Annotated in this window: 19 protein-coding genes and 1 riboswitch; of the genes, 8 read left to right on the forward strand and 11 right to left on the reverse strand. The window is 59.6% G+C overall.

Annotated elements, in window-relative coordinates; genetic code table 11:
* Nucleotides 1–9: 9 nt before the first annotated feature.
* Both ACR0MO_RS14650 and ACR0MO_RS14655 read right to left on the reverse strand, forming a co-directional pair.
* On the reverse strand, nucleotides 10–828 hold the full coding sequence (locus tag ACR0MO_RS14650) for a DUF2189 domain-containing protein (protein ID WP_480892027.1): 819 nt from the start codon (nucleotides 826–828) through the stop codon (nucleotides 10–12).
* Nucleotides 829–917: 89 nt separating this feature from the next.
* On the reverse strand, nucleotides 918–2,513 hold the full coding sequence (locus tag ACR0MO_RS14655; protein ID WP_480780144.1) for a GMC family oxidoreductase: 1,596 nt from the start codon (nucleotides 2,511–2,513) through the stop codon (nucleotides 918–920).
* Nucleotides 2,514–2,622: 109 nt separating this feature from the next.
* Here ACR0MO_RS14655 and ACR0MO_RS14660 point away from each other — a divergent pair, with 109 nt between their 5' ends.
* The 4 genes from ACR0MO_RS14660 to ACR0MO_RS14675 all read left to right on the forward strand — a co-directional run bounded on the left by ACR0MO_RS14660 (nucleotide 2,623) and on the right by ACR0MO_RS14675 (nucleotide 6,744).
* Nucleotides 2,623–3,861, forward strand: coding sequence for a TRAP transporter substrate-binding protein (locus ACR0MO_RS14660; protein WP_170452808.1), 1,239 nt, complete (start codon nucleotides 2,623–2,625; stop codon nucleotides 3,859–3,861).
* 68 nt (nucleotides 3,862–3,929) lie between these two features.
* A complete protein-coding gene (locus tag ACR0MO_RS14665) occupies nucleotides 3,930–4,595 on the forward strand; it encodes a TRAP transporter small permease subunit (protein ID WP_170452804.1) in 666 nt (221 codons plus the stop codon).
* Nucleotides 4,595–5,953, forward strand: a complete 1,359-nt coding sequence (locus ACR0MO_RS14670; protein WP_170452802.1) for a TRAP transporter large permease — start codon at nucleotides 4,595–4,597, stop codon at nucleotides 5,951–5,953. Before ACR0MO_RS14665 ends, ACR0MO_RS14670 begins: the two co-directional genes overlap by 1 nt.
* 11 nt (nucleotides 5,954–5,964) lie before the next feature.
* On the forward strand, nucleotides 5,965–6,744 hold the full coding sequence (locus ACR0MO_RS14675; RefSeq protein WP_170622798.1) for an IclR family transcriptional regulator: 780 nt from the start codon (nucleotides 5,965–5,967) through the stop codon (nucleotides 6,742–6,744).
* 28 nt (nucleotides 6,745–6,772) lie between these two features.
* On the opposite strand, the gene metH is transcribed toward ACR0MO_RS14675, so the two are convergent.
* The 6 genes from metH to ACR0MO_RS14705 all read right to left on the reverse strand — a co-directional run bounded on the left by metH (nucleotide 6,773) and on the right by ACR0MO_RS14705 (nucleotide 16,584).
* Nucleotides 6,773–9,502 (reverse strand): methionine synthase, encoded by a 2,730-nt coding sequence (gene metH, locus ACR0MO_RS14680; protein WP_480892031.1) that lies wholly within the window; start codon nucleotides 9,500–9,502, stop codon nucleotides 6,773–6,775.
* The gene (locus ACR0MO_RS14685) at nucleotides 9,499–10,551 is read right to left on the reverse strand and encodes a homocysteine S-methyltransferase family protein (RefSeq protein ID WP_480892033.1); all 1,053 of its coding nucleotides are present in this window, start codon (nucleotides 10,549–10,551) and stop codon (nucleotides 9,499–9,501) included. The genes metH and ACR0MO_RS14685 overlap by 4 nt, the downstream gene beginning before the upstream one ends.
* Nucleotides 10,552–10,765: 214 nt before the next feature.
* Nucleotides 10,766–11,065 (reverse strand): hypothetical protein, encoded by a 300-nt coding sequence (locus tag ACR0MO_RS14690; RefSeq protein WP_170452778.1) that lies wholly within the window; start codon nucleotides 11,063–11,065, stop codon nucleotides 10,766–10,768.
* A 122-nt stretch (nucleotides 11,066–11,187) separates the two neighbouring features.
* Nucleotides 11,188–11,399: riboswitch (cobalamin riboswitch) on the reverse strand.
* Between the two features lie 95 nt (nucleotides 11,400–11,494).
* Complete coding sequence (locus tag ACR0MO_RS14695) at nucleotides 11,495–12,559, reverse strand: AbrB family transcriptional regulator (RefSeq protein WP_480892036.1); 1,065 nt, start codon at nucleotides 12,557–12,559, stop codon at nucleotides 11,495–11,497.
* Nucleotides 12,560–12,779: 220 nt separating this feature from the next.
* Nucleotides 12,780–13,484, reverse strand: a complete 705-nt coding sequence (locus tag ACR0MO_RS14700; RefSeq protein ID WP_170452775.1) for a nucleoside 2-deoxyribosyltransferase — start codon at nucleotides 13,482–13,484, stop codon at nucleotides 12,780–12,782.
* Nucleotides 13,485–13,515: 31 nt separating this feature from the next.
* On the reverse strand, nucleotides 13,516–16,584 hold the full coding sequence (locus ACR0MO_RS14705) for an ATP-binding protein (RefSeq protein ID WP_480892038.1): 3,069 nt from the start codon (nucleotides 16,582–16,584) through the stop codon (nucleotides 13,516–13,518).
* A gap of 158 nt (nucleotides 16,585–16,742) precedes the next feature.
* On the opposite strand from ACR0MO_RS14705, the gene ACR0MO_RS14710 reads away from it, so the two are divergent.
* The 4 genes from ACR0MO_RS14710 to ACR0MO_RS14725 all read left to right on the forward strand — a co-directional run bounded on the left by ACR0MO_RS14710 (nucleotide 16,743) and on the right by ACR0MO_RS14725 (nucleotide 21,660).
* A complete protein-coding gene (locus ACR0MO_RS14710) occupies nucleotides 16,743–18,185 on the forward strand; it encodes a metallophosphoesterase family protein (protein ID WP_480892040.1) in 1,443 nt (480 codons plus the stop codon).
* A gap of 27 nt (nucleotides 18,186–18,212) precedes the next feature.
* Nucleotides 18,213–19,841: a N,N-dimethylformamidase beta subunit family domain-containing protein gene (locus ACR0MO_RS14715; protein WP_480626381.1), complete on the forward strand. Its 1,629-nt coding sequence runs from the start codon at nucleotides 18,213–18,215 to the stop codon at nucleotides 19,839–19,841.
* A gap of 414 nt (nucleotides 19,842–20,255) precedes the next feature.
* On the forward strand, nucleotides 20,256–20,912 hold the full coding sequence (locus ACR0MO_RS14720) for an outer membrane beta-barrel protein (RefSeq protein ID WP_170452763.1): 657 nt from the start codon (nucleotides 20,256–20,258) through the stop codon (nucleotides 20,910–20,912).
* Between the two features lie 100 nt (nucleotides 20,913–21,012).
* A complete protein-coding gene (locus ACR0MO_RS14725; protein ID WP_170521606.1) occupies nucleotides 21,013–21,660 on the forward strand; it encodes a sulfotransferase family 2 domain-containing protein in 648 nt (215 codons plus the stop codon).
* A 70-nt stretch (nucleotides 21,661–21,730) separates the two neighbouring features.
* On the opposite strand, the gene ACR0MO_RS14730 is transcribed toward ACR0MO_RS14725, so the two are convergent.
* From ACR0MO_RS14730 to ACR0MO_RS14740, 3 genes are read right to left on the reverse strand one after another with little or no spacing between them, the layout of a single operon-like run.
* Nucleotides 21,731–22,804: a BMP family ABC transporter substrate-binding protein gene (locus ACR0MO_RS14730; protein ID WP_170521608.1), complete on the reverse strand. Its 1,074-nt coding sequence runs from the start codon at nucleotides 22,802–22,804 to the stop codon at nucleotides 21,731–21,733.
* A 32-nt stretch (nucleotides 22,805–22,836) separates the two neighbouring features.
* Complete coding sequence (locus ACR0MO_RS14735; protein WP_170452756.1) at nucleotides 22,837–23,757, reverse strand: ABC transporter permease; 921 nt, start codon at nucleotides 23,755–23,757, stop codon at nucleotides 22,837–22,839.
* Nucleotides 23,757–24,839: an ABC transporter permease gene (locus tag ACR0MO_RS14740; protein ID WP_170521610.1), complete on the reverse strand. Its 1,083-nt coding sequence runs from the start codon at nucleotides 24,837–24,839 to the stop codon at nucleotides 23,757–23,759. The genes ACR0MO_RS14735 and ACR0MO_RS14740 overlap by 1 nt, the downstream gene beginning before the upstream one ends.
* Nucleotides 24,840–24,849: the final 10 nt, after the last annotated feature.

The raw sequence follows: 24,849 nt of genomic DNA on the forward strand, positions 1-24,849 counted from the left end.
TGGGATGGATCACCCCTCCGCCGGTGTCACCGCCCGCTGATACAGGTGCCATGTGGTGTGCCCAAGGATCGGCAGGGTGAAGATCAGGCCCAGAAACGCCGGAGCCATCGACAGCAACATCGTGACCGAGATGATCGCCGCCCAGCCCAGCATGACCACCGGGCTTTCGTTGACGACCCGAATGGACGTGAGCATCGCCGACACGAAATTGATTTCCCGGTCCAGCAGCATGGGCATGGCAACGACAGTCACCGCAAACAGCACAGCTGACAGCAACGCGCCTATGCAGGTGCCGACAGCAAGGAAGGTCCAGCCCTGCGGCGTGAAGAAAACGGTGTTCAAAAACCCGTCGAAATCCGAGAAAGACACATTCTGCAGTATGATCGCAAGCCAAAGCCGAACCTGGTAAATCCAGACCCAGAAGATGAACAGGGTGACAAAGGCCATCCAGCCCATCTCGCGTTTGCGCTGATTGGCCATGACAGTCAGGATGTCTGACCAGCCGAAACTCTGGCCCTTTTGCAAGCGACGGGACATTTCATACAGGCCCGCGGCAGCAAACGGCGCAACAAGCGGAAAGCCGACAATGGCGGGGATGATCATCCAGATTTTTCCCAGCCAGATCAGGCACCAAACCAGCAGGATGCCGAAGACTGCATAGAACAGGCCGAAAAAACCGCTCATGAAAGGGCGCGCCAGAAAGTCGGAAAACCCGGCTTTCAGAGATGCGGTGATGTCATCTGCTGTCACCTTGTTGATCTTGGGCGCGGCTGGCTGCTGCGGCGCCAGATTGTCCGGTGGTGTGGATCCTGCGGTTTTGGATGTCATGGCACATCCCTCCTCCGCAGATCAGTTTGCATCAGGTGGTGCATCAGGGCAAGCGAGGTGAATGGCGCGGATTGGCACTGTCGCTTGGTTCAACTGCGCTCGGTCAGCAGATCACTTGCCTTCTCGCCAATCATGATCGCGGGCGCATTGGTGTTCCCGCTGACGATTTCCGGCATGATCGAGCAATCGGCAACGCGCAGGTTATCGATCCCCTTCACCTTCAGTTCCGGATCCACAACCGCGTTTTCCGAGGTGCCCATCGCGCAGGTTCCAGTGGGGTGATAGATCGAAACCGAGTTCGACCGTGCCCAATCCAACGTGCCTTCATAGTCGTCGCAAGACAGGTCCGATGTTGGCCGGAATTCCTCGGAGATTTTCGAGGCCAGCGGGTTGTGGGTGGCGATCTTGCGCGCGATGTTCACGCCGGCGACGATGGTTCGGCAATCGGTTTCCGTTGAAAGGTAGTTGGGGATGATCTTCACGTATTTGGACGGGTCGGGACCATCCAATTGCAGCTCTCCCCGGCTTTCGGGGCGAAGCTGGCAGACCGACATGGTGAAGGCGGAAAACGGATGTACGCCTTCGCCGGGGCTGTCGGCGGACCATGGCTGAACATGGAATTGAATATCCGGCGTCTGTACATTCGGGCGGGTTTTCAGGAAGCCGGTCGCCAGGCTGGCCGCCATTGTCATTGGACCTGCGCGGAACAGCGCATATTTCAGCGCGATGCGCGCCTGATTGAACAGGCTGCGCACCTCATCATTCAACGTGGGTTCGTTGCATTTGAACACCAGACGGGCCTGCAGGTGATCCTGTAGCCCTTTGCCGACAGCAGGTAAGGCGTGGGTCGGTTCAATGCCATTGGCTTTCAGGTGATCAGGGTCTCCGATCCCGGACAACATCAGGATTTGTGGCGAGTTGATCGCGCCGCCGGACAGAATGATCTCGCGACGTACCTTCAACGTCTTGGTTTCGCCGGACCGGTCCTGATAGACCACTCCGGTCGCCTGTTTCCCGTCCAGTTCGATCTTTGTCACCAGGGCATGGGTGATGATGTTCAGGTTGTCGCGATTGCGGATAGGTTTGAGGTAGGCCACAGCCGCGCTGCACCGTCGGCCATTGCGTGTTGTCAGTTGGAAATAGCCGACCCCTTCTTGTTCGGCCCCATTGTAATCGGCGTTGAACGGATAGCCCGCAGCCTGCGCCGCCGCGACCCAGGCGTCGCAGATCGGGCGTTGGATGCGCATGTTCGACACGGACAAGGGCCCGCCGACTCCGTGGAATTCGTCCTCGCCCCGTTCCTGATCCTCGCAGCGTTTGAACAGGGGCAGCACGTCGTCCCAACCCCAGCCGATATTCCCCATCTGGCGCCAGCGGTCGTAATCTTCTTTCTGTCCGCGCACATACAATAGCCCGTTCAGCGAGGATGATCCGCCCAGCACTTTCCCGCGCGGCCAATCAATGCTTCTGCCGTTCAGGCCGGGGTCGGGTTCGGTCCGATAGCACCAATCGACCGACGGGTTGTGCATGGTTTTGAAATAGCCGACCGGGATGTGAATCCACGGGTTGGTATCCGGCCCACCGGCTTCCAGAAGGGCGACCTTGGTATTGGGATCGGCGCTGAGTCGATTGGCGATGACACAGCCCGAAGACCCTGCTCCGACAATCGCATAATCCACTTCCATGATCGCCTCCTTCCAACGTCGTTGAAAAAAACTCTATGCAAGATGCAGGAATTATACTAGCATTTTTTGATACAAAACGTCTCAATAATTGCGATCAGGGAGGTAAGCAATGGAGATCGGTAAGAAACTAAGCGGGATTTCACGGCGGGATTTCTTCCGCGTGGCCGGACGCTATGGCATGAGCTCGACGCTGCTTGCGGCAGGCGGGTTCGGCGGCGCGATGAGTCTGGCGAATTTGGCGCAGGCCGCTGAATCAAATTACGAAAAACGCTTCTCGAAAGAGCCGAAACATACGCTGAAATTTGGTGCGTCGGGCTTCAATACCCGCAACCTTCTGATCGAGCGCGCCGGGGCCATCGAATTCGCCCGTGACCTGGAAGAACGCACAGATGGTGAGATTCGCATCGAGTTCATCGGCGACAACCAGATCTGCGGACAGCTAAGCTGTGTCGAGAAAACCCAGCAGGGCATTGTCGATATCTATGCGGCTTCGACCCAGAACTCGGCCGGTGGTGCGCCTTATCTGAACGTGCTGGACTATGCTTATATGTTCCCCAGCCGCGCGGCGCAGTATCACTTCTTCTATAGCCCCGCCAGTCAGCGCATCCTGCGCGACCCGCTGGAAAAACGGCACGGGCTGAAGTTCCTGTTCACCCATTGCGAGTTGCGCGGTCTGCAAATGGGATCAACCTTTGCCGACAAGCCAACTGTCACCAAGCTGGAAGAACTGTTCGGCACCAAGAACCGCGTGACGGGCACTCAATTGGGCCGGATCGCCATGCAGCTCTTGAACCTGAACCCGGTTCCGGTGGCGTGGGAAGAAACGCTGGACGCGCTGAAAACCGGTCTGATCGATGGGGCCGAAACATGGGCCTCGGCTGTGGCTTATGCCAACATGGCACCAGTGGTATCGCAGTCGGTGAACCTGAAGTTCTTCTGCGGGACCGAGCATACCTCGATGTCGGCCAAGGTCTTCGACAGTCTGGGCGGTGAGTTGCAGGATGCCGTGATGGAGTCCTCGTACTTCACTCAGGCACTGATTCAGGGCGCAAACGAGGCGGCGCTGTTGAACACCGTTGGCTTCTCGGACCCGCAACTGCCCAATACGATCTTTGCCGAAAACGGCGTGCGCGCGGCCTTCCTGCCTGATGACCAGATCAAACTGGCCGAAGAGATGTGTGCCCCCAACTTCAACCCCGAGCCGTGGGCGCAGTGGCGTGAGCGTCTGAACAAATGGGCGGGTGGCATCGACACCTATCAGGAAATCTATGACATCGCGCGTGAGATCCCGGCAGATATGCTGCCCGAGAATGTCGAGCCGCGCCGCTGGTGGATGGGCCAGGCCTGATAAGCTGATGCGAACCGGCCCCACGCGGGCCGGTTCCAAAAAACACACCGACTGGGAGGACGGGGTACATGTCGTTTTGGGCAGATATCGGCGCTATTTTCAGCGCTTTTCTCAGCCAGGATTCGTTCGAGATTCAATCCGCACTGGAATCCGATGCCGCATGGGTTTTGGGTGCAATTGTCTCGGCCATCGGCGGGTTCGTGATCATGCTGATCTATCGGGCAGTTCCCTTTGTCGAACGTCATTTCGAACGGTCGGTGATGGTGTATTCCTACCTCGCGATTGCCCTGATCATCTTTTGGGGCGTGATCGACAGGTTCGTGTTCAACGATCAGGAACCGTGGTCCACCACCATTCCTCCGCTTCTGTTCATGGTGATGGCCTGGTTTGGCGCGTCATATAACGTCCGCCTGCGCACCCATCTGAGCTTTAGCGAGTTTCGCACATCCATGCCCCGCGGCGGGCAACTGGCCTGTCTGATCCTGGATGCGGTGCTGTGGTTCATCTTTGCGGTGATCGTCATCGTGACCACAACGCGGTTGGTGGCGCTCTCGGCGTCTAACTTCCAGATCGTTCTGGGCACCGACAATATCATGCAGTGGTGGTTCCTGCTGGCTGCGCCACTGTCCTTCTTTCTGATGGTCGGGCGCGTGTTTCAAAACCTTGCCGACGATCTGCGCAACTGGAAAACAGGCGAGCCGCTGATCAAGCAGGCCGTGATCGGAGCAGACTGATGACAGATGGAACCATAGTCACACTGATCTCGCTTGGGGTCACCTTCCTGTTCATGCTGGGCGTGCCGGTTCTGCTGGTGATCGGCTACTGGGTCATCGGCTGTTCCTTTGTCCTCGGCCTGACGCTGGACAATATGGGCGCCGAATTGCTGAACGTGTTCAACAAGGGTTTTGCCCTGCTCGCGATGCCCCTGTTCATCCTGACCGGGGACCTTATCAACAAATCGGGCATTGCCAGACGGCTCAGCGATTTTGCCTACGCCTGTCTTGGCTGGATACGCGGCGGTTTGGCGATGGCGTCGCTGGGGGCCTGCGGGTTGTTTGCGGCGATCTCGGGGTCGAACTCGGCCACGACGGCCACTATTGGCTCGATGCTGCACCCCGAGATGGTTAAGGGCGGCTATGACGAACGGTTCAGCGCCGCGACCGCTGCGGCGGGCGGCACGGTGGGGATCATCATCCCCCCGTCAATTATCTTCATCGTCTACGGGTTCCTGATGAATCTGCCGATTTCCGAGCTGTTCGTGGCGGGCATCCTGCCCGGCGCGCTGATGGTGTTCGGGATGCAATTCGCCTGCTGGATCATCTGCCGCATGAATGGCTGGGGCCACCTGATCCCGCTGCAACTGAACCGCGTTCTGAAAACCGCGTTCGGTGCATGGCTTGGCTTCTTCGCCATCGGGCTTGTGTTGTGGGGCATCTATACGGGCAAATTCTCACCCACCGAGGCGGCGGGGGTGACCGTGGGCTTCTGTGTCATCGCGGGTCTGGTCAGCTATCCGATCAACCGCATCATGGGCGCGCGGAATGACATTCCACCCACCGAAAAGACCTTTGCCGAGATGTTCGTGGTCGAAGGCTTCACGATCCCGGAAATTCCGTCGATTGTGATCCGCTCGGCCCAGATTACCGGCATCCTGGCGCCGCTGATCGCGATTTCAGTGGTGATGCAGCAAATCCTGTCCCTGCTGGGGGCACAGGAAACCATCGGGAGCTTCGTGACCTCGATGGGCGGCTACCATGCAGTTCTGTTTACCTCGATGGTGATTGTCTTCTTCTCGGGCATGGTGCTGGAAAGCCTGCCGGTGACCATCATCCTTGCGCCAATCCTTGCGCCGATTGCAGCCTCGGTCGGGATTGACCCGATCCACTTCTCGGTGATCTTTCTGGTCGGCGCGTCCATCGGGTTCATTACGCCTCCGTACGGGTTGAACCTGTATGTGGCGTCGGGCGTGACTGGCGTGCCCTATTTCCGGCTTCTGCGCTATACGGTTCCCTATCTGGTGGCACTGCTGTCGGTCTGGATTCTGGTTTCGCTGGTGCCCGATCTGGCCTTGATCCTGCTGCCAAATAACTAGACTGTTGCGGGATGACCGAAGCGGACACAAAAGACAAAGACACCCAGATTCCCACGAACCTGCGCCTGCTGCTGATCCTGGAAGAGGTGGCACGGCGCGGCGTCGCCGTCAAACCCTCGGACCTGATCGACGCATTGGGTCTGGCAAAGCCCACGATACATCGCCTGCTGCAAACAGCCGAGGCCGAAGGATTTCTTCAGCGTGATCTGGATGGTCGGTCTTATGGTCCCGGTCCGCGCTTGCGGCAGCTGTCGCTGAATACAGTGTCGTCCGAACATCTTCGCACGGCCCGTTTGGCCATTATTCGCGGCGTCGCGGATGAAATCGGCGAAACCTGCAATCTGGCGATCCCGGATCGCGAGGGTATGATCTATCTGGACCGGGTCGAGACGAAATGGCCGCTGAGAATTCAGTTGCCGATCGGAACACAAGTCCCGTTTCACTGCACCGCCAGTGGCAAGATGTATTTGTCGACCCTGCGCCCGAGCACTTTGGATGGGTTTCTTTCCGCAGGTAACCTCAGCCCGAATACCGACCGCACGATAACGAAGCCCCAGGCCTTGCGGGCCGAAATAACCCGCGTCGCACAGAACGGGTATTCGACAGATGATGAGGAGTTCATGCCCGGTATGACGGCCATTGCGGTCCCGGTCATAGACAAGAACAACAGGCTGGCCGCCACTCTGTCCGTTCATGCGCCGACGCAGCGCCATGATCTGAACAGTTTGAAACAATTTCTTGCCTTGCTACAGGACGGTGCGCGCAAACTGTCGGGTTTGCTGACTTCTTAGCCCGGCGATTGACTGACAACATATCACCTTACGCGGCTGCCTTGCGCGATGCCTTGGCCGGGACGTAGTTGAGCACCGGGGCCAGCCAGCGTTCGGCCTCTTCCACGGTCATCCGTTTTCTCTGGGCGTAGTCCTCGACCTGATCGCGTTCCACTTTGCCAACACCAAAATAATAGCTGTCCGGGTGCCCGACATAGAGCCCGGAGACAGATGAACCGGGCCACATCGCCATGCTTTCGGTCAGCGCCACTCCGGTCGCGGCCTCGGCGTCCAGCAGGCTGAACAGCGTGCGTTTTTCGGTGTGATCGGGCTGGGCCGGATAGCCCGGCGCGGGGCGGATACCGGCATAAGGTTCGCTGATCAGGGCCTGTGGGTCGAAGTCTTCACCCTTTGCGTAACCCCAAAATTCACGCCGGACCCTTTCATGCAGCATCTCGGCCATGGCTTCGGCGATCCGATCGGCCAGAGCCTTGACGAGGATCGCGCCGTAATTGTCGTTGACCTTGTCCAGCCGCTCGGCAATGTCAGAGTCCTCCGGTCCCGCCGTGACGACAAACCCGCCGACATGGTCCGCACTATGGCCTTCCGGGGCGACAAAATCCGACAACGCGACATTCGGTCGATCACCGCGTTTTACGGTCTGCTGGCGCAGCGTGTGCAGGGCGGCCAGAGTTTCAGCGCGATCCGGGCCGGTATACAGCCGGATGTCATCGCCGACCGCGTTGGCAGGCCAGAATCCAACAACCCCTCGGGGTGTGAACCAGCGCTCTGCGATAATCTGTTCCAGCATTGCCTGCGCATCGGCAAAAAGCGCCCGCGCCGCCGCGCCCTGTTTTTCATCTTCAAGAATTCCGGGATAGACACCGCGCATTTCCCAGGTCTGGAAGAACGGCGTCCAGTCGATATAGCGCGCAATTTCGGCCAGATCCCAATCGGGCAGCACGCGCGCGCCGGTGAAGGACGGAGCAATGGGCTCGTAATCATCCCAATCCAGCTTCAGCGCATTCGCCCGCGCCTTGGCCAAAAGCAGGCGGTTCTTGGCGCGTTCGCCGCGCTCGTGCTTGTCGGCCACATCCGCATATTCGGCCTGAATCCCGGCGACATAATCGGGCTTCTGCGTCGGGCTCAGCAATGCGCCGACAACCCCGACAGCGCGGCTGGCATCGGTGACATAGACCGCCTGCCCATGCGTGTAACGCGGCGCGATCTTGACCGCTGTGTGCACCCGCGACGTGGTTGCGCCGCCGATCAGCAGCGGAATATCGAACGCTTCGCGCTCCATCTCCGAGGCCAGATGCACCATCTCGTCCAGCGACGGCGTGATCAGCCCGGACAGGCCGATAATGTCCACATTTTCCTCGCGCGCGACTTGCAGGATCTTCTGCGGCGGGACCATGACGCCCAGATCCACGATCTCATAATTGTTGCAGGCCAGAACCACGCCGACGATATTCTTGCCGATATCGTGCACGTCCCCCTTCACGGTCGCCATCAGCACCTTGCCCGCAGATTGCCGGCCCTCACCGCCATTCCGGCGCTTTTCTTCCTCCATGTAGGGCAACAAAACGGCCACGGCCTGTTTCATCACACGGGCCGATTTCACCACCTGCGGCAGGAACATCTTGCCTGCACCAAACAAATCCCCCACGACGTTCATCCCGGCCATCAAAGGGCCTTCGATAACGTGCAAGGGACGTTCGGCATTGACGCGCGCGGCCTCGGTGTCTTCTTCGATGAACTCGGTGATGCCGTTGACCAGCGCATGCTCCAGCCGTTTCTCGACCGGCCAGTCGCGCCAGGCAAGGTCCCGGACCTTCTCTTCGCGCTTGTCGCCACGGAAACGTTCGGCGATGTCCAGCAGGTTCTCGGTCGCGCTGCCGCCGGATTTCGGCTGGCGGTTCAGGACCACATCCTCGCATGCTTCGCGCAGGTCGGGATCGATCTGGTCATAGACCGCTAGTTGGCCCGCATTGACGATGCCCATATCCATCCCGGCCTGAATGGCATGGTACAGGAACACCGCATGCATCGCCTCGCGCACCGGTTCATTGCCACGAAAGCTGAAAGACAGGTTCGACACCCCGCCCGAGACATGTGCATGGGGCAGGTTCTGACTTATCCAGCGGGTCGCCTCGATGAAATCGACGCCGTAATTGTCGTGTTCCTCGATTCCCGTGGCGACGGCAAAGATGTTGGGGTCAAAGATGATGTCTTCGGGTGGGAACCCCATATCCTCGACCAGAATGCGATAAGCGCGGGCGCAAATCTCGGTCTTGCGCTCGAAGGTGTCGGCCTGACCGGCCTCGTCAAAGGCCATGACCACCACAGCAGCCCCATAGGCCAGACACAGACCCGCGTGATGGCGAAACGCCTCTTCGCCCTCTTTCAGGCTGATCGAGTTCACCACAGGCTTTCCCTGCACGCATTGCAGCCCGGCCTCGATCACCTCCCACTTCGAGCTGTCGATCATGATTGGCACGCGGGCGATATCGGGCTCGGACGCGACAAGGTTCAGGTATTCGACCATCGCCTGTTTGCTGTCGATCAGCCCTTCATCCATGTTGATGTCGATGATCTGAGCGCCGTTTTCCACCTGATCCCGCGCAACGTCCAGCGCGGCGGCATAGTCGCGGTTCACGATCAGCTTGCGAAACCGGGCCGAGCCGGTGACGTTGGTCCGCTCACCCACATTCACAAAGGGGATGTCTGGCGTCAGGACAAAAGGCTCCAGCCCCGAGAGGCGCAGATGACGGGTCATGCGGGTACCTTTCTGGGGGCAAAGGGCGCAACCGCTTCGGCGATCGCGCGGATATGGTCGGGCGTGGTGCCGCAGCAACCGCCGACCACGTTGACGATGCCATCGCGGGCAAACTCTTCGACCTGAGCGGCGGTCTGGTTCGGTGTTTCGTCATACTGGCCGAACTCATTCGGCAGGCCCGCGTTGGGGTAGGCGCAGGTCAGGGCGGTCGCCACGCCCGAAATCTCGGCCATATGCGGGCGCATGGATGCAGCGCCAAGGGCGCAGTTCAGCCCGACGGTGAAAGGGCGCGCATGGGCGACCGAGTGCCAGAAGGCGGTGGGTGTCTGGCCAGAAAGCGTCCGGCCCGAGGCATCGGTGATCGTGCCCGAGATCATCAGCGGCAGGCGACGTCCGGCCTTGGCGAAGCTCTCGAAAGCCGCAAAAATCGCCGCCTTGGCGTTCAGCGTGTCAAAGATCGTCTCGATCAGGATCAGGTCAGAGCCTCCTTCGATCAGCCCGTCGATCTGCTGGCCATAGGCTATGCGCAGATCATCAAAACTGACGGCGCGGTATCCGGGATCGTTCACATCCGGGCTGATCGAGGCCGTCCGGTTCGTCGGCCCCACAGCCCCGGCCACAAACCGGGGTTTGCCGTCCTCAGCCGTGGCCCGGTCCGCCGCGCGCCGCGCCACCTGCGCGCCTGCGACGTTCAGATCATGCACCGCAGCCTCCAGCCCGTAATCGGCCTGCGCGATGGTGGTTGAGGAAAAAGTGTTGGTTTCAAGGATGTCCGCCCCGGCCATTGCGAATTCATACTGTATATCCTCAACCGCCTGCGGCTGGGTCAGCACCAACAGGTCGTTGTTGCCCTGTTGCGGATGATCCGGGTGATAGTGATGCCGACAGCCGGGGCCATGGATGTGACCGTTGGCGGTAAAATCCTCTTCGGTCATGTTCAGCGTCTGGATCATTGTGCCCATGGCCCCGTCAAGGATCAGGATGCGCTGGGCAGCCAATGCGCGCAGCGTCGCGAGCGCGGGTGTGTCGGGCAAGGTAAAGTCAAGCATTCGCGGTATCCAATCGGCTGTGTGGGCCGAAGGTATAGCGCGTTGGCATTATGAGGTGAAATGATTGTTATTCGACTAAATTATGAGTTTGCGTCATAATGCACCTTGTTCGGCGTGCAAATCCAACGAAATCACTAATAAGCAGTCAAAGCTTTGCCTGGCCAAAATCGTCCAAAATGCGGGCGATGGCACAGGCTGAACTGCCCGCATGAGGTCATAAGGCGGCGCGGCGCGCGCGATGGCCCCCTCGGCGCTGTTTTGCGGGCAGGGCCAGGAACAATGGTTCCAGGGGCATCTGCATGGATCTGGCCAGCAGGTCGCAGAACACAGCGATGGCGGGTGAGGTCTCGGCAAACGGTTTGGCCTTGGCCAAAGCAATCCGCGCCTGCGCATGGTAGTTCGCGGAACCGGGCAGGCCGCCCAGCCATTGCATATAGCCCATCTGCCCCAGCTCTTGCGCGCGCTGCGGAGGCACGTGGCCGGTGTCCAGTTGGGAAATGGTCAGGTCAAGCATAACGACGCCCTCCGCGCTTTTGGGCGGCTTGTGTGGGGCATCAACAGTGATGTCTGGCCAGTGCGGTCCATCTCTTGTCGCTCCGTCCACGGGCACCCCGCCCGAGTTAAGGTGACTGCGGCACATATGCGCCGGAGATGGCAGGTCTCCTGACTTGCGGTTCATCGCTGTCCCCGTCCTTCCCGGACAACCCAAGCGGGGTCATCCAGTGGTCTGTCGGGGGTCGCTGGCCGCTTACAGTTGCGGGGGCAGTTGCGGCCTTGGGCGTTTGCCCGCACCGCATTCCCTTTTCAGCCGACTCAGAGCGTCGGACACCATCGGCTGCACAGTCTCATAAGGCCAAAGCCCTGTCTACTGGTGCCAGCAAAGCACGCAGCGTCGGATTGCAACCCGGAAGGAATTGAATCCAAATCAAACTGCGAAACCCCTCTAATCCCGAGAGCGGGACCAGCGCACCAGAAGACTGGCCGCGATGGGCGCGCCGATGATCACCAGAACGATCCGTGTCAGGTGGTGGGTAATGACAAACCCGAGATCCGCGCCCGAGACGATGGCCAAGACCGTCATTTCAGCCTGCCCGCCGGGGGCATAGGCTAGGAAGGCCTCAATCGGTTGCCCGAACCCCAACGTGGTCACAAGGGCCGTGAAGGCCGCCGCAAGTATGGCCAACACAACAACATAGGCGCAGCCCGCCGCCACAACTTTGCGCAGCTCGACCCATGTGACACCGATAAATTTTACGCCGATGGTGCAGCCGATAAAGAATTGCGCGACAAGGATCGCCTCGCGCGGTGGGCGGGTGTGGATGAAATCGCCCAGTGACAAGGCCGCAGTCAGGATCATCGGGCCCAGAATGGACGCTCCGAACAGGCCGATCCGCTCACCGCCTTTCCAGCCGACAATGGCGGCCACGACCATCAGCGCCAGTTCGTGCAAGGGCAGGTCGCGGGCGGGTTCGCCAATGGGGTTGGTCAGGTCAGCGTCGTAGAACAGGGTCAGGAACAACGGGGCGAGCGTCACGATGATCAGCACGCGCGTGCCATGGATCAGGGACAGGGCGCGCGGATTGGCACCGGCCTCGGTGCCGAAGATGATCATGTCCTGCAACCCGCCGGGCATCGCGGCGTAAAAGGCCGTTTTGTCGTCAAAGCCCCAGACCTTGCGAAAGAACGGCACCCCGACCAAAGCGATCAATAGGATGAAGGGCGGGATCAGAGCAATTGACGCTGCCATTTTCGGCAGTTGGCCAAACAGATCAGGCGTGATCGAAGCCCCCACCGCCACGCCCAGGATGGTACGCGCCGCGACCGAGATCTGCCCGAACCCTTCCATCGGCGCATGCGCCAGTGCCGCAATCAGGCAGGCGGTCATGGGGCCGAACAGAAAGGGTAGGGGCAGGCCCAGCATCCAGAATACGACCGTTCCCAGCACGGCAAGGCCGAAGGTGATGGCCCGCCTTACGGGGCGGCTTGGTGATGTGGCTTGGACGGACAATTTTCAGGCCCGATGTCATGGGATCAATTGTATCCAATGGTATACAAATGGGCGCGGTTTGCAAGACCACGCGCACCGACCATTCAGAATGCCCGAGTGAAGAACGGCCTGTGATGCAGCTTGGCGCTATCAGCGTGTGTTGGATGAGATCCAGGAACGAGGTCTCGAAATCAAGGCGAGTGCCACTGAATTCGTTTCAACCCCACCAATCCAACAGGGCTTATGTGGGTGCCGACCCGCCAAACGCCGCCTGATAAGCCTTGTTGCTTTTCGCCCAGTCGATCAGTTCCTCACCCGCTTCCAGCGCGGCCTTCTCGTTTGGCGCATTCGAAATCGCGTCGAGCCGTTTGTGAAGGTCGGAACTGGGGTCTGCCGTCATCGCCCCAACCTCCATCACAAGGCTGACATTCGGGGGCGGGGTGTAGACATAGCCGTTCTGCGATTGCGCCTCGATCCGTTTGAGCAGGGCGGGCACGATGGATGCGGTGTCATGCACATAGTCCCAATTGGTCGAAAGCCCCTGAATCATCGGGTTATCGACCCCACCAAACAGCGTCACCGGTGTCGTCTTGTAGATCACAAGGGGCATTCCAGCGGCGTAGGCTGTTGTCACCTCGACAATACTGCCGCCATCGGGCACCCGGCCATCCATGTTGAACACAAGGCTCGAGCAGCGCCCGAGCAATTGGTAGATATCCTGCGCGTAGCCGACCTTGAGGATGATATACAGCATCTCCTGGCCCTTTTGTGACCAGACCTGAGGGTCCTGCAACATATCCATCATCTTGGCGATCTCGACGCCGTCGCGCGGGGCGAGATAGGTTCCGAACCCTCCGGCCTCGAGCACGGCGGCGATGTTATATTGCTCCCAAAGATCACCGACGCTGAACATCGGGCCCGAGCAGAAAACGATATGGTCTGTCATGAAATGGTCCTCTGGTTAAAATTCAGTGTCGTCAGGCCGGGTCTGAAGCGGCTGCGCCGGGCTCCAGCCGACCGGCCCAATCGGCAACCAACTGCGCGCCCTCGGCTTCGCGCGCGGTGCCGGTTAGCATATCAGACAGCACCCGCGCGCAGCGCAGAGCCAGCGAAACCGATCCGGCAGCCCCGGCTTCGTCAATTGCGGTGCGCAGCAGCGCCTCGGCCTCGTCTTGTCGGTCCAGAACAGCCAGCACCTGTGCTTTCAGCCGCATCAGGTCCGGGTTCCAGACCGGCTGGTTCAACATCCCCGACATTTGCAGCCCGGTGTCAACAATCGCCAGCGCTGTATCCGGGTCATCATTGGCCAGCCGCGTGTCAGCCATGATCGCAAACCCCATACCCGAACCTGTCTGACTGCCGGTTTTCGCCAACAGAGCCAGACCGGCATCAACCTCCTGACACCGCTTGTCCGGCGGGTCGATGGGTTGCCCGGCCCGGAACAACTGGCTTAGCCCGCCCCAAAGCGGGATGCCAAGCTGGGTGCAGGTCTCGTAGGTCTCGGTGGCCAGCGCATAGGCGCGGTCACTGTCCCGGCGACAATGCAGGGTTATGATCAGAAAGGCCCGTGCGGCGGCCAAGCTGAGCGCCGAGTTCAACTCCTCGGCCAGCGCCAACCCCGCCTCGGCACGTTTCAGCGCCGTATCGGGCGCGCCGCACCACCAATGGGCCACCGCGCTGACCCCATAGGCCAGAACGCCCTGATCGGTGCCAATGCCATAGGTAACTTCGGCGTAATCCTCGGGGCGGTAGAGACGGATCGCCTCTTCTGCATGTTCAACGGCAATCTCACCTTCGCCCAGTTGAAACCGCAGAAAGGCAAGCGTGGTATGGGCGCGCAACATGCCGATCCGGTTCGCGCCCGCGCCGGGCATAGCCAGAATGCGGTCGGCATATTCTATGCCCTTAGCGCAGTCTCCCTTGTCCAGAAAATGCGCGGCCAGCCCGTTCAGCGCCGATGAGGTCTCATCCGCGTCACCAAGACGTTCGGCCAGTTCCAACGCGCGATCCAGCACCGGTTTGATTTCGGGTGAGGCAAAGCCCCGCACGCCCATGATCGCGTTTTCCAACGGGATCTGGATGGACAGCTCGATCTCGTCCCGCTGGCGGTTTTCCTCGGTCTGCTCCAGCGAGGCCAAAGCACGGCGATACAGCACCGTTGCATCCTCGACCGCAGCTTGCTTGACCGCGCGCAGCCCGGCGTCGCGGTACCAGATGGCGGCATCGGTAAAATGCCGGGCAGCATGCAGGTGATGGGCGATCTTGTCGGGCTGTTCCGCCGTCCCATCCTGAAGGCACGCAGCGGCGCGGGCATGCAGATCGGTCCGCTCGGCCCGCAGAAGCGTGGCATAGACCGCGTCCTGCGTCAGCGCGTGGCGGAACATGTAGCCATCGTTGGTGCCCGAGCGCGGGCGTAGAATATCGGCCTCCAGCAAATCCCCGACCGTTCCGGATATCTCGACCTCATCGCGCTGGGCGACCTGGGACAGGATCGACATATCCAGATCCTCGCCCAGAACGGCGGCGACCTGAGCGGTCTTTTTCGACTCGGGCGACAGGGCGTCCAGCCGCTCCATGATCAGGCTGTTCAGGGTTGGCGGAACCGCGCGGCTTTGGCGGTGTCCGGTCTGGTTTTCCCCGGCAAAGCGGGCCAGTTCTTCGATATACAGGGGGTTGCCTGCGCCGCGTGTCAGGATATCTTCCAGTACCGCATCCGACAGGTCCGCGGGGGCTGCGGCCCGTTGCGCCAACTGCGTCGCCTGGTCGTGATCCAACGCTGCAAGCGCGATCACTTCGGACCGTTTTGCGGGCAGCCCCGGACTGCCATCATCGCGCTGCGCCACAAGGCAGAAAACCGGCAGCGGCTGAGGCCAGTCGAGCAGCATCTCCAGAAGTTCCAGGCTGGTGGCGTCACACCAGTGAAGGTCTTCGCAGACCAGCACGACAGGACGATCAACCGCAAGTCGTGCAAGCCAGTGACCGAGGGTCAGAAGGGTCCGGTGGCGCAGAGTTTCCGGGCTGGAATTTTCCAATGTGGTGGTTTCGGAGGTATGGATGCCAAGCAACCGGGCAATCAGCGGCACGGTCTCGTCCGGTGCATTGTCTTGTTGCGTCACACCCTGTCTGAGACGGTTGAGCGCCTCTTCGTCCTCCATGCCCGGAGTGATACCAAGACTTTGCTGGATCAGCCCGATGAAGGGTGCGAGCGGCGCGCCTGACGACAACGCGTCACACTGTACCCCAAGCCAGATGTGGGGCGTTTCGGCCAATTGGGCCCGGAATGCACGCAGCAGGCTGGTTTTGCCAATCCCCGGATCGCCTTTCACCGTTGCCGCGACCGGCCCGTGTTCGGTTGCCTTTTGCCAAAGTTCGCGCAATTGGCCCAGCACCGCCTCGCGCCCCAGCAGCGGGGTCGAGCCTGTGACGTTTCCCGACCTTGCATTGGCAGCGGCAGGGCGCAATACGCGGTGCAGAGGCAATGGGCGGGCAACGCCTTTCAGGTCAACCGGTCCCAGAGGTTGCGATACAAATTTCTGTTTGAGCAGCGACATCACCGGATCGCTGACCAATACTGTTCCGGGACGGGCCTGCGCCTCGATCCGGGCGGCAATGTTCACTGTTTCACCAAACAAAACATCGCGCCCGCCCTGTTCGCTTTCACCCACCACCACCTCGCCGGTATGCACCCCGATGCGGGCCTGCAAGCGTGGTGCGTCCGGGTCCGTACCGGGCAGGGGTTGTTTCATCGCGTTCAACAGGTCCAGTGCGGCCCGCACAGCGCGCTCAGCGTCGTTTTCCCGCGCCTGCGGATAGCCGAAATACAGCAACAGGCCATCGCCCAGATATTTGGCGACCCGTCCGCCATAGTCGGTGAAAATGCGCCGTCCGGTTTCCTGATAGGCAAGGATCAGCGCGGCGTAATCCTCGGTGTCGATCCGGCCGCTCAGATCGGTCGATCCGGCCAGATCGACGAAGACCACAACAAGCTGCCGGCGCTCGCCGACGACATTGTGCCGGTTCGAGAGGTCTTCGTCGGAATGAACCATCTCTGCCCCCTGAAACGCCCCAAAATAAGGTTTAACGCGTTAACTCTTTCAGCTTGACCGCATGAGTTCCCCTGCGTCAAGTATGAGTTGGCGCCTCTGACCTGGGCCATATCCCCGGCAATCGCCTCGAAAAACGGGCCGCAGGAGAAAGCACAATCATGAGCGATATCCGGTACATCAGCCTGTCCGACATGCATTTCGGGGCCGATAACAGCATCCTGACGCGGCTGACCTCGGCCGATGGTAAGGTGGATCCGAACCATCCAAGCGATCTGCTGGTGCAACTGGTGGGCTGCCTGCGTCATCTAATCAACGCAAACGGGGATGCGCCCCTTCCGACCCTGATTCTGAATGGCGATATTCTGGATCTGGCCTTCAGCACCAAGACCGTTTCGGCCATGGCGTTTCAGCAGTTTCTGGAACTGGCCATGCCCGAGGATCCCGATAGCCGGTTGTTCTCGACCAAGATGATCTATCTGCCGGGCAACCATGATCACCATCTGTGGCAAACCTGCCGGGAGCGCCGGTTTGCCGATCATCTTGCAGGGGCTGACTGGCAAGACAGCGCGCCAACCGTGCCGCATACCACTCAGCTGATGGACCCCGATCCGCTGCCTGATTGCCTGCTGCAATCGATTGGCCGACGCTTGCCGTGGCTGTCCGATCTTACGGTCGAAACGGTCTATCCCAACCTGGCCTTTGCCGCGGGCCAAAAGCTGGTGATCTATACCCACGGTCACTTCATCGAAGACGTCTATCTGCTGGCCAGTACCTTTGCCGATACCCTGTTCCCCGACACCAAGCCCCCTGTCACGATGGAGGAATGGGAGGCGCAGAACTTTGCCTGGATCGATTTTGTCTGGTCCCTGATCGGTCGTTCAGGCCGGATCGGGCCGGATGAAGAGATCATCTATAACCTCGGCAACAGCCCCAAGGAACTGGGGGCGCTGGCAGGCGCGGCGGTCCGGCGTTTTCTGGAGGCCAAGGCCGGGTCACTGGGCAAATCGCTGGGCGAGGGGGCCGGAGAACTGGTGGGCGATCTGGTCGGAAAAGCGTTCGAGCGAGGCTCGGCGCAGCATCTGCTCAGCGATGGTGGTGCAGGTCTGCGTCGGTTTTTGCAGGTTCCGGTTCAGGGTCAGATCAGGGCCGCCTATGGCGACAAGCCGGTGCCCGCCGACATTTCCGTGGTTTTCGGCCACACGCACAAGCCATTTGAGAAAGTGATGGAGATCGAAGATTTCACTGCCCCCCGTTTCACCGCCGTCAACAGCGGCGGCTGGGTGGTCGACAGCCCCGACCCGCAACCCCTGATCGGAGGGGCGGCGGTTCTTATGGATGCCGACCTGAACCTTGCCTCGCTGCGCTTTTATAACGAAGCGGATGCCCCAGGTGATTACCGCGTGGCGTTGCATAAGGCGGGGCCGGAAGGTGCCGATAACCCCTTGTTCGACCGTTTGTCCTCGCTTGTTGACGGCACTCAATGGCCTTGGGCACAGTTTTCGCAAACAGCCGCAGTTGCGGTCAAAACCCACAACACGCGGCTTAAGGCGTTTCTTGCCGCTTATGAGCCAAGCCAGCCTGAAGATGCGACCAAAGACTGAACTCGACCCATCGAAGCCGATCCGCCAATGACACGTTCAGAATCCAGCGAACCGGCCATCACGCCACGAACCCGCGCCAAGGCGCGGCATATTCTGGACAACTATTACATTGGCCCGTCCCGTGACGCCGATGTGCTGGAGATCTGGGGTTACACCGACCGCATGACCTACGCCCCGGGTGAACGCGTGGCGCTGCGCGTTTCGACAACCGCGCAGAAATGGGATCTGGAGATTGGCCGGGATGGGGTCTCCTACCAGCCCGTGCTTCGGGAAAGCGGGTTGAAGGGGGTGCATCAGGATACGCCCTTCGACTGTTCGGTTTCCGGGTGCGGTTGGGAGGTGTCTTACGAATTCACCATTCCTGCCGACTGGCCCGCAGGCGGGTATCTGGTGACGTTCAGGGCCGAGCGAGACGGGGATCGCGTCGAAGAACACCATCTGTTTCTGCTGCGCCGCGCAAAGGACAAACCGGCTGCGCCCTATCTGTTGGTTTGCGCCACGGGCACATGGCTGGCGTATAATTGCTGGGGCGGGTCCAACCATTATGAGGGTATCACCGGCCCGGACCAGAATGCCTTTTCACCTGTTGTTTCAACCCAACGCCCCTGGACGCGGGGGTTTTGCAAACTGCCAGCCGGGGCCCCTCGGGCGGTGCCTGACAGGGCTCATACTGCTGGTGAGATGGTACGTTACCCCTATATGGAATGGGCCTACGCCTATGGGTATTCGAAGAAATATGCCTCGGCCGGGTGGGCCAGCTATGAACGGCATTTTGCAAGGTGGGCCGAAGAGCAGGGTTATGAATTCGACTTTGCCACCCAACATGATCTGGAGGCTGATCCCGACCTGTTGGAACGCCACAGATGCGCGGTTTTTGTCGGGCATGACGAGTATTGGTCGGCGAATATGCGCAAGGCCGTGAATCGCTTTGTCACCAACGGCGGTCGGGTCGCCCGGTTTGCAGGGAATTTTCTGTGGCAGACCCGGATCGAAGACGAAGGGCAGACCCAGATCTGCTACAAATACACGGCAGAGCTCGATCCGCTGGCCGGAACGGATCAGCAGCATCTGGTGACAGCAGCGTGGGAGGTTGATCCGGTAAACTGGCCGGGTGCCCAGACATTCGGGGTGAACGGGCTTAAGGGTATCTACGCGGGCTTGGGCAGGTGCGCGGGGCAGAACAGCGGTTTCACGGTCTACCGCCCCGATCACTGGGCGCTTGCCAGAACGCAATTGGGCTATGGCGACCAACTGGGAAGCAGCTCGCGCATTTACGGGTATGAGGTCGACGGGCTGGATTACAGAATGGAGGATGGCCTGCCGTTTCCGACGGGGACCGATGGAGCCGACCCCAAAATCACTATTCTGGCCATGGGTCTGGCAACAAACCTAGAGCCGGATCACGGAATTTGGGGTGAGACGATGTATATCGGCAGCGCCGACGCTGCTTTCAAAGCACAGACACTGTTCGGCGAACTGACCCAGGAAACGCTTGACCGCAGCACGCGCGGAAACGGAGTTATTGTGCATTGGGAGCGTGGGCAAGGCGAAGTCTTTACCGCCGCCACCTGCGAGTGGGTCATGGGCCTGACACGCCGCGATTGGCAGGTCGAGCAGATCACCCGCAATGTTCTGGACCGGTTTGGGCGGGCTTGACGCGTTCTGCCAGTGCCCCGATAGTTCCCTTCCTTTTGGGGTTTAGGCAATTTCTTGCTGGATTTTGAGAACACGCGCAGATCGTTGCGATGATTTGGTCAGAGCATCCGATCACTCAACGGGTGCAATGTGGCTTTAGCGCCATGCGGCGAACATGTCCCGAGTGTTCAGGACGATAAGGGATTTAGGAATGCGCTTGCCCGTGGTATTCTCAAGATGAGACAGTGAGTTACGAACGGGCCGATTTGATCAGGCACAACTTGGAAGATGCCCATTATTTTAGCGACTGTTGCGGGTATGTCCCGCAGGCGCGCGAAAAGAATAAGTCGTTTTTGGCTTTTCAGAAGGTGCTGCTAGATTTTGTGTATCGGGCGCTGTAAGGCGGCGAAAAAAGGAACGATTGAGGTGTTACGTATGTCGAAGATGCGAAATGCGGTAGCAGGTATTGTGCTAGCACAGCTTGCGCTGTTCATTCCAGAAACCGCGCAGGCGCAAGATGGGCTGACAGGGGCTGACGGGGCCTTTCATGGCCTCTATGCCGGGTTGGAAATTGGCGCTGCCACGGCAAGCGGTGACACGGATTACCCTGTCTTGTCCGGTGGAACCTTAGATGCCTCTTTCGATCCGGATAACGGACGCAGTTTCGGTGTCTTGGTTGGCTACAACCTGCAACGCGGCAATATCTTGTACGGCGCCGAAGCCCGGTATTCGAACCTGTCTTACGTGCTTGAACGCGGAGCACCCGCACCGGAAAACCGTGAAGTCATGGATTTCGCAGACGTGCGCGGGCGCGTGGGCTATATCCGCGGTGATTTTTTGCTTTACGGTGCCGTGGGTTGGTCCTGGTCGCGCCTGCGCGTTCATCCAAGCGCAGCTTTTGAGTCTCGGGAAAGTCAAACGACGCTGGATGGTTTCAATATCGGCGTGGGCGTCGAATACAACGTCACGGATCGCTGGTTCGTTGCCGCTGATTACACCTATCGCGACGTCTCGGGCCAGTTTGATGAAGCTTCCAACGACAGTGACTTTGATCTGAGCACCATAACCGCGCGTGTCGCATATCGGTTCTGATTGCGACCGCGCCGAAGTGGCGGTACACGCTTTTGACCGCTGAACCAACCGATCACCAAAGCCGTACCACGCCGACACGTGGCACTGTTAAGGACGCCGGATGCCTGTATACACAAATCTTCGCACTGTTTTTGTGCATATCCCGAAAACCGGCGGGTCGACTGTGACCACTTTGCTGAAGCGCGACCATCTGTTGAGTCGTCGTGTGAACGAACGCCATCCACAGGATGAAGAACGCGCGACCATTTCCGGGCTGCTGAAACTGGTGGGGGATGAGGCCGATGACTACTACAAGTTCGCGTTCGTCAGAAACCCGTGGGATCGCTTTGTCTCGGCCTATCACTATGTGTGCCAGCGGCGCCCGGATTTGACAGAAGTCAGCGATTGCGGGTCGTTTGACGAGTTCATGGCGACATTTGCGCGTGACCCGGACCGCTTCCTCAAGATCCGGTATTTCATACCGCAGAGCTACTTTCTGACGACACGCTCGGGCGAAATGCCGATTGATTTCATCGGCCGGTTCGAACGCTTTGATGACGATCTCAAAGTGGTGATGAAACAGCTTGGCCTTCGAAGGTCGACGGTACGCCACAGGAAAAAGACGGCCCGTTCGGACTACCGTGACTATTTCGATGACGACAGCCGGGATGTGGTTGCGCAGGCCTATGCGCGTGACATCGAGCTGTTTGGCTATTCCTTTGAAGACGGAAGCACCCGAAAGAAATCAAAGTTCCTTGGCCTGTTCTAAGCGGGTTTAGACCGAAACAAAAAAAGCCCGCACATCGGTGCGGGCTTTTTTTGTTTGCTTGACTTAGAGCTTACTGCGGAATTTCGCCTTCCAGCCCCTCGACATAGAAATTCATGCCAGCCAGCGTGCCGTCATCAGCGGTTTCGCCCTCGGCCAGCCAGTCACTGCCGTCCTGCTTCTTCAGCGGGCCGGTGAAGGGGTGGTATTCACCCGCAGCCATGGCGGCTTTCAGCGCCAGCGCCTCTTCTTTGACATCAGCCGGAACGGCGTCAGTGATTTCACCGATTGCGACCATGCCTTCGCGGATACCATCCCAGGTGTTGGCGCTTTCCCATGTGCCATCCATGACGGCCTGGGTCCGTGCAATGTAATATGGTGCCCAATCATCGATGATCGACGACACGCGCGGGAATGGCGCGTATTCGCTCATGTCCGAGGCCTGACCAAAGGTGACCACGTTGCCTGCCTCTTGCGCTGCCGCTTGTGGCGCGGTCGAGTCGGTGTGTTGCAGGATCACGTCCGCGCCCTGTTCGATCAGAACGGTGGCGGCGTCAGCTTCTTTCGCCGGGTCGAACCAAGTGTAGGCCCAGACGATCTTGAACTCGACATCCGGGTTCACCTTCTTGGCGTGGATATAGGCCGAGTTGATGCCACGGATCACTTCGGGGATCGGGTACGAGCCGATATAACCGATGATGTTCGATTCCGTCATGTTTCCGGCGATATGGCCCTGAACCGCGCGACCTTCGTAAAACCGGGCCGAGTACACGGAAACGTTGTCGGCAGTCTTATACCCGGTGGCGTGTTCGAATTTTACATCCGGAAACTTCTTGGCCACGTTGATGGTCGGGTCCATATAACCGAACGAGGTGGTAAAGATCAGATCCGCGCCTTCCAGCGCCATCTGGGTCATCACACGCTCGGCGTCGGGGCCTTCGGGAACGGATTCAACAAAGACAGTCTCGACCTTGTCGCCAAAATGCTCCTCGACCGCCAGACGGCCCTTGTTGTGCTCATAGGTCCAGCCGCCATCGCCCACGGGGCCGACATAGACGAACCCAACCTTCGTTTTGTCCTGAGCCACAGCACCGGTCGCCAGACCCAGCGCTATCGCAGCCGTCGTCAGAAGTGATTTAAATTTCATTTAGTTACTCCCCAAGTTGGTTCAGTTGGCCCCTAGTGTGAGGCATGGAAGATCCGGCCCAGTGAGGCAGGTGCGCTGCTCTTGTCGGCCGAAAGGATCACAAGCACAAGGATCGTGATGATATAGGGCGACATTGCCAGATACTCGACAGGGATGGCAACGCCCGCTGCCTGCAAATTAAGCTGCAAGACTGTGATTCCGCCGAACAAATAGGCACCCAGCAACGCCCGCCAGGGTTTCCAGCTGGCAAACACCACCAGCGCCAAGGCGATCCATCCCACGCCAGCCGTCATGCCCTCGGTCCATTGCGGCACGCGGATCAGGCTGATGTAAGCGCCGCCGAGGCCCGCACAGGCCCCGCCGAACAGGATCGCCAGGATGCGGATCTTGATGACCTTGTAGCCAAGCGCGTGCGCGGCATCGTGGTTTTCGCCCACTGCACGCAGGATCAGGCCGACGCGCGTGTATTTCAGCGTGGCCCAAACAGCGGCGGTCAACGCAATGCCGACATACAGGATCGGATCATGCTGGAACAGGATCGGCCCAATCACCGGGATATCACTGATCAACGGAATATGGATGTCGCCCATGCTGGGGGGTTTGACCCCGACATAGCTTTGACCCATCAGCGCACTGAACCCCAGTCCAAACAGCGTCAACGCCAAACCACTCGCCACCTGATTGGCCAGTGCCACCTGCGTCAGCAGCACAAACAGCAGCGACAAAACCGCGCCGCCAATCGCCGCCGCAATAAAGCCCAGCCAGGGCGAGCCGGTCTCGACCGAGATCGCAAAGCCGCTGATGGCACCCACGATCATCATGCCCTCGACGCCAAGGTTCAGAACACCTGCCTTTTCGACGACCAGCTCTCCGATCGCGGCCAGCAGCAGGGGGGTTGCGGCCACCATCAGCGAGGCGACCAGAAGGACGGGGTTGATTTCACCAAGGTCCATTACGCTACCTCGCTACGGGCCGCACGGATGCGGTAGTTGGTCAAAAGATCGAAGGCCAGCAGGAAGAACAGCAACATCCCCTGGAATACCTGAATGGCGGCGGCAGGCAGGCCCAGTTGGGATTGCGCAATCTCGCCGCCGATATAGGTCAGCGCCATCAGGCCACCGGCCAGCAGGATACCCACCGGATGCAACCGGCCCAGAAAGGCCACGATGATCGCGGTAAAGCCATAGCCCACGTTAAAGTCGATGCTGACCACGCCCGAGGGGCCGGACACCTCGAACATCCCCGCCAATCCGGCCAATGCACCGGACAGGCCGAGGCAGAACAGTATCAGGCGCGCCGGGTTCACGCCTGCGAATTTCGCGGCCCTCGGGGCCTCGCCGGTCAGGCGGATGTGGAAGCCCAGCATGTGGCGGTTCAACAGCACATAGGCAAAGATCACAGCGATCAGCGCGGTCACGACGCCCCAGTGCATCCCCGAACCGGCGATCAGCTCGGCATTATGCGCGCTGTCATAAGATTGCAGGTTGCGCGAGCCGGGAAAGCCGAACCCTTCGGGGTTTTTCAGCAGACCCAGCGAAACCGAGGCCAGCATCTGCTCGGCCACATAGACCAGCATCAGCGACACAAGGATTTCGTTTGTGCCAAAACGCACTTTCAGAAAGGCCGGGATCATCGCCCAGAGCCAACCGCCAAAGGCCCCGGCAATCACCATGATCGGAAAGATATAGAACGCCTCCAGCGGATAAAACGCCAGACCAGTGCCCGCGCCGAAAATGGCGCCCATGATATACTGCCCCTCGGCCCCGATATTCCAGATACCGGCCCGAAAGCCCAGCGACAGGCCGATGGCGATCAGCACCAGCGGAGCGCCTTTCACCAGCAATTGCGGACGGTAATAGAATGCAAATTCGCCGAACAGTGGTTCCCAGAAAATGGTGCCAATAGCCTCGACAGGGTTCTTGCCCAAAATGGCGAATAGAATGCCACCAAACACCATGGTCGCCAGCACCGCCACCAAGGGGGTCGCATAAGACCACGCCTTCGAGGGCTGTGGCCGCTTCTCCAACACAATCACCTGCTCATCC

The organism is Ruegeria sp. K5, from assembly GCF_056531805.1.

Coding starts and splice junctions, on each gene's coding strand:
- ACR0MO_RS14685 (WP_480892033.1), bottom strand. CDS start 10,551: ATGCTTGACTTTACCTTGCCCGACACACCCGCGCTCGCGACGCTGCGC.
- ACR0MO_RS14655 (WP_480780144.1), bottom strand. CDS start 2,513: ATGGAAGTGGATTATGCGATTGTCGGAGCAGGGTCTTCGGGCTGTGTC.
- ACR0MO_RS14730 (WP_170521608.1), bottom strand. CDS start 22,804: ATGAAATTTAAATCACTTCTGACGACGGCTGCGATAGCGCTGGGTCTG.
- ACR0MO_RS14715 (WP_480626381.1), top strand. CDS start 18,213: ATGACACGTTCAGAATCCAGCGAACCGGCCATCACGCCACGAACCCGC.
- ACR0MO_RS14735 (WP_170452756.1), bottom strand. CDS start 23,757: ATGGACCTTGGTGAAATCAACCCCGTCCTTCTGGTCGCCTCGCTGATG.
- ACR0MO_RS14710 (WP_480892040.1), top strand. CDS start 16,743: ATGAGCGATATCCGGTACATCAGCCTGTCCGACATGCATTTCGGGGCC.
- ACR0MO_RS14690 (WP_170452778.1), bottom strand. CDS start 11,065: ATGCTTGACCTGACCATTTCCCAACTGGACACCGGCCACGTGCCTCCG.
- ACR0MO_RS14720 (WP_170452763.1), top strand. CDS start 20,256: ATGTCGAAGATGCGAAATGCGGTAGCAGGTATTGTGCTAGCACAGCTT.
- ACR0MO_RS14665 (WP_170452804.1), top strand. CDS start 3,930: ATGTCGTTTTGGGCAGATATCGGCGCTATTTTCAGCGCTTTTCTCAGC.
- metH (WP_480892031.1), bottom strand. CDS start 9,502: ATGACCCGTCATCTGCGCCTCTCGGGGCTGGAGCCTTTTGTCCTGACG.
- ACR0MO_RS14705 (WP_480892038.1), bottom strand. CDS start 16,584: ATGGTTCATTCCGACGAAGACCTCTCGAACCGGCACAATGTCGTCGGC.
- ACR0MO_RS14700 (WP_170452775.1), bottom strand. CDS start 13,484: ATGACAGACCATATCGTTTTCTGCTCGGGCCCGATGTTCAGCGTCGGT.
- ACR0MO_RS14660 (WP_170452808.1), top strand. CDS start 2,623: ATGGAGATCGGTAAGAAACTAAGCGGGATTTCACGGCGGGATTTCTTC.
- ACR0MO_RS14670 (WP_170452802.1), top strand. CDS start 4,595: ATGACAGATGGAACCATAGTCACACTGATCTCGCTTGGGGTCACCTTC.
- ACR0MO_RS14675 (WP_170622798.1), top strand. CDS start 5,965: ATGACCGAAGCGGACACAAAAGACAAAGACACCCAGATTCCCACGAAC.
- ACR0MO_RS14725 (WP_170521606.1), top strand. CDS start 21,013: ATGCCTGTATACACAAATCTTCGCACTGTTTTTGTGCATATCCCGAAA.
- ACR0MO_RS14650 (WP_480892027.1), bottom strand. CDS start 828: ATGACATCCAAAACCGCAGGATCCACACCACCGGACAATCTGGCGCCG.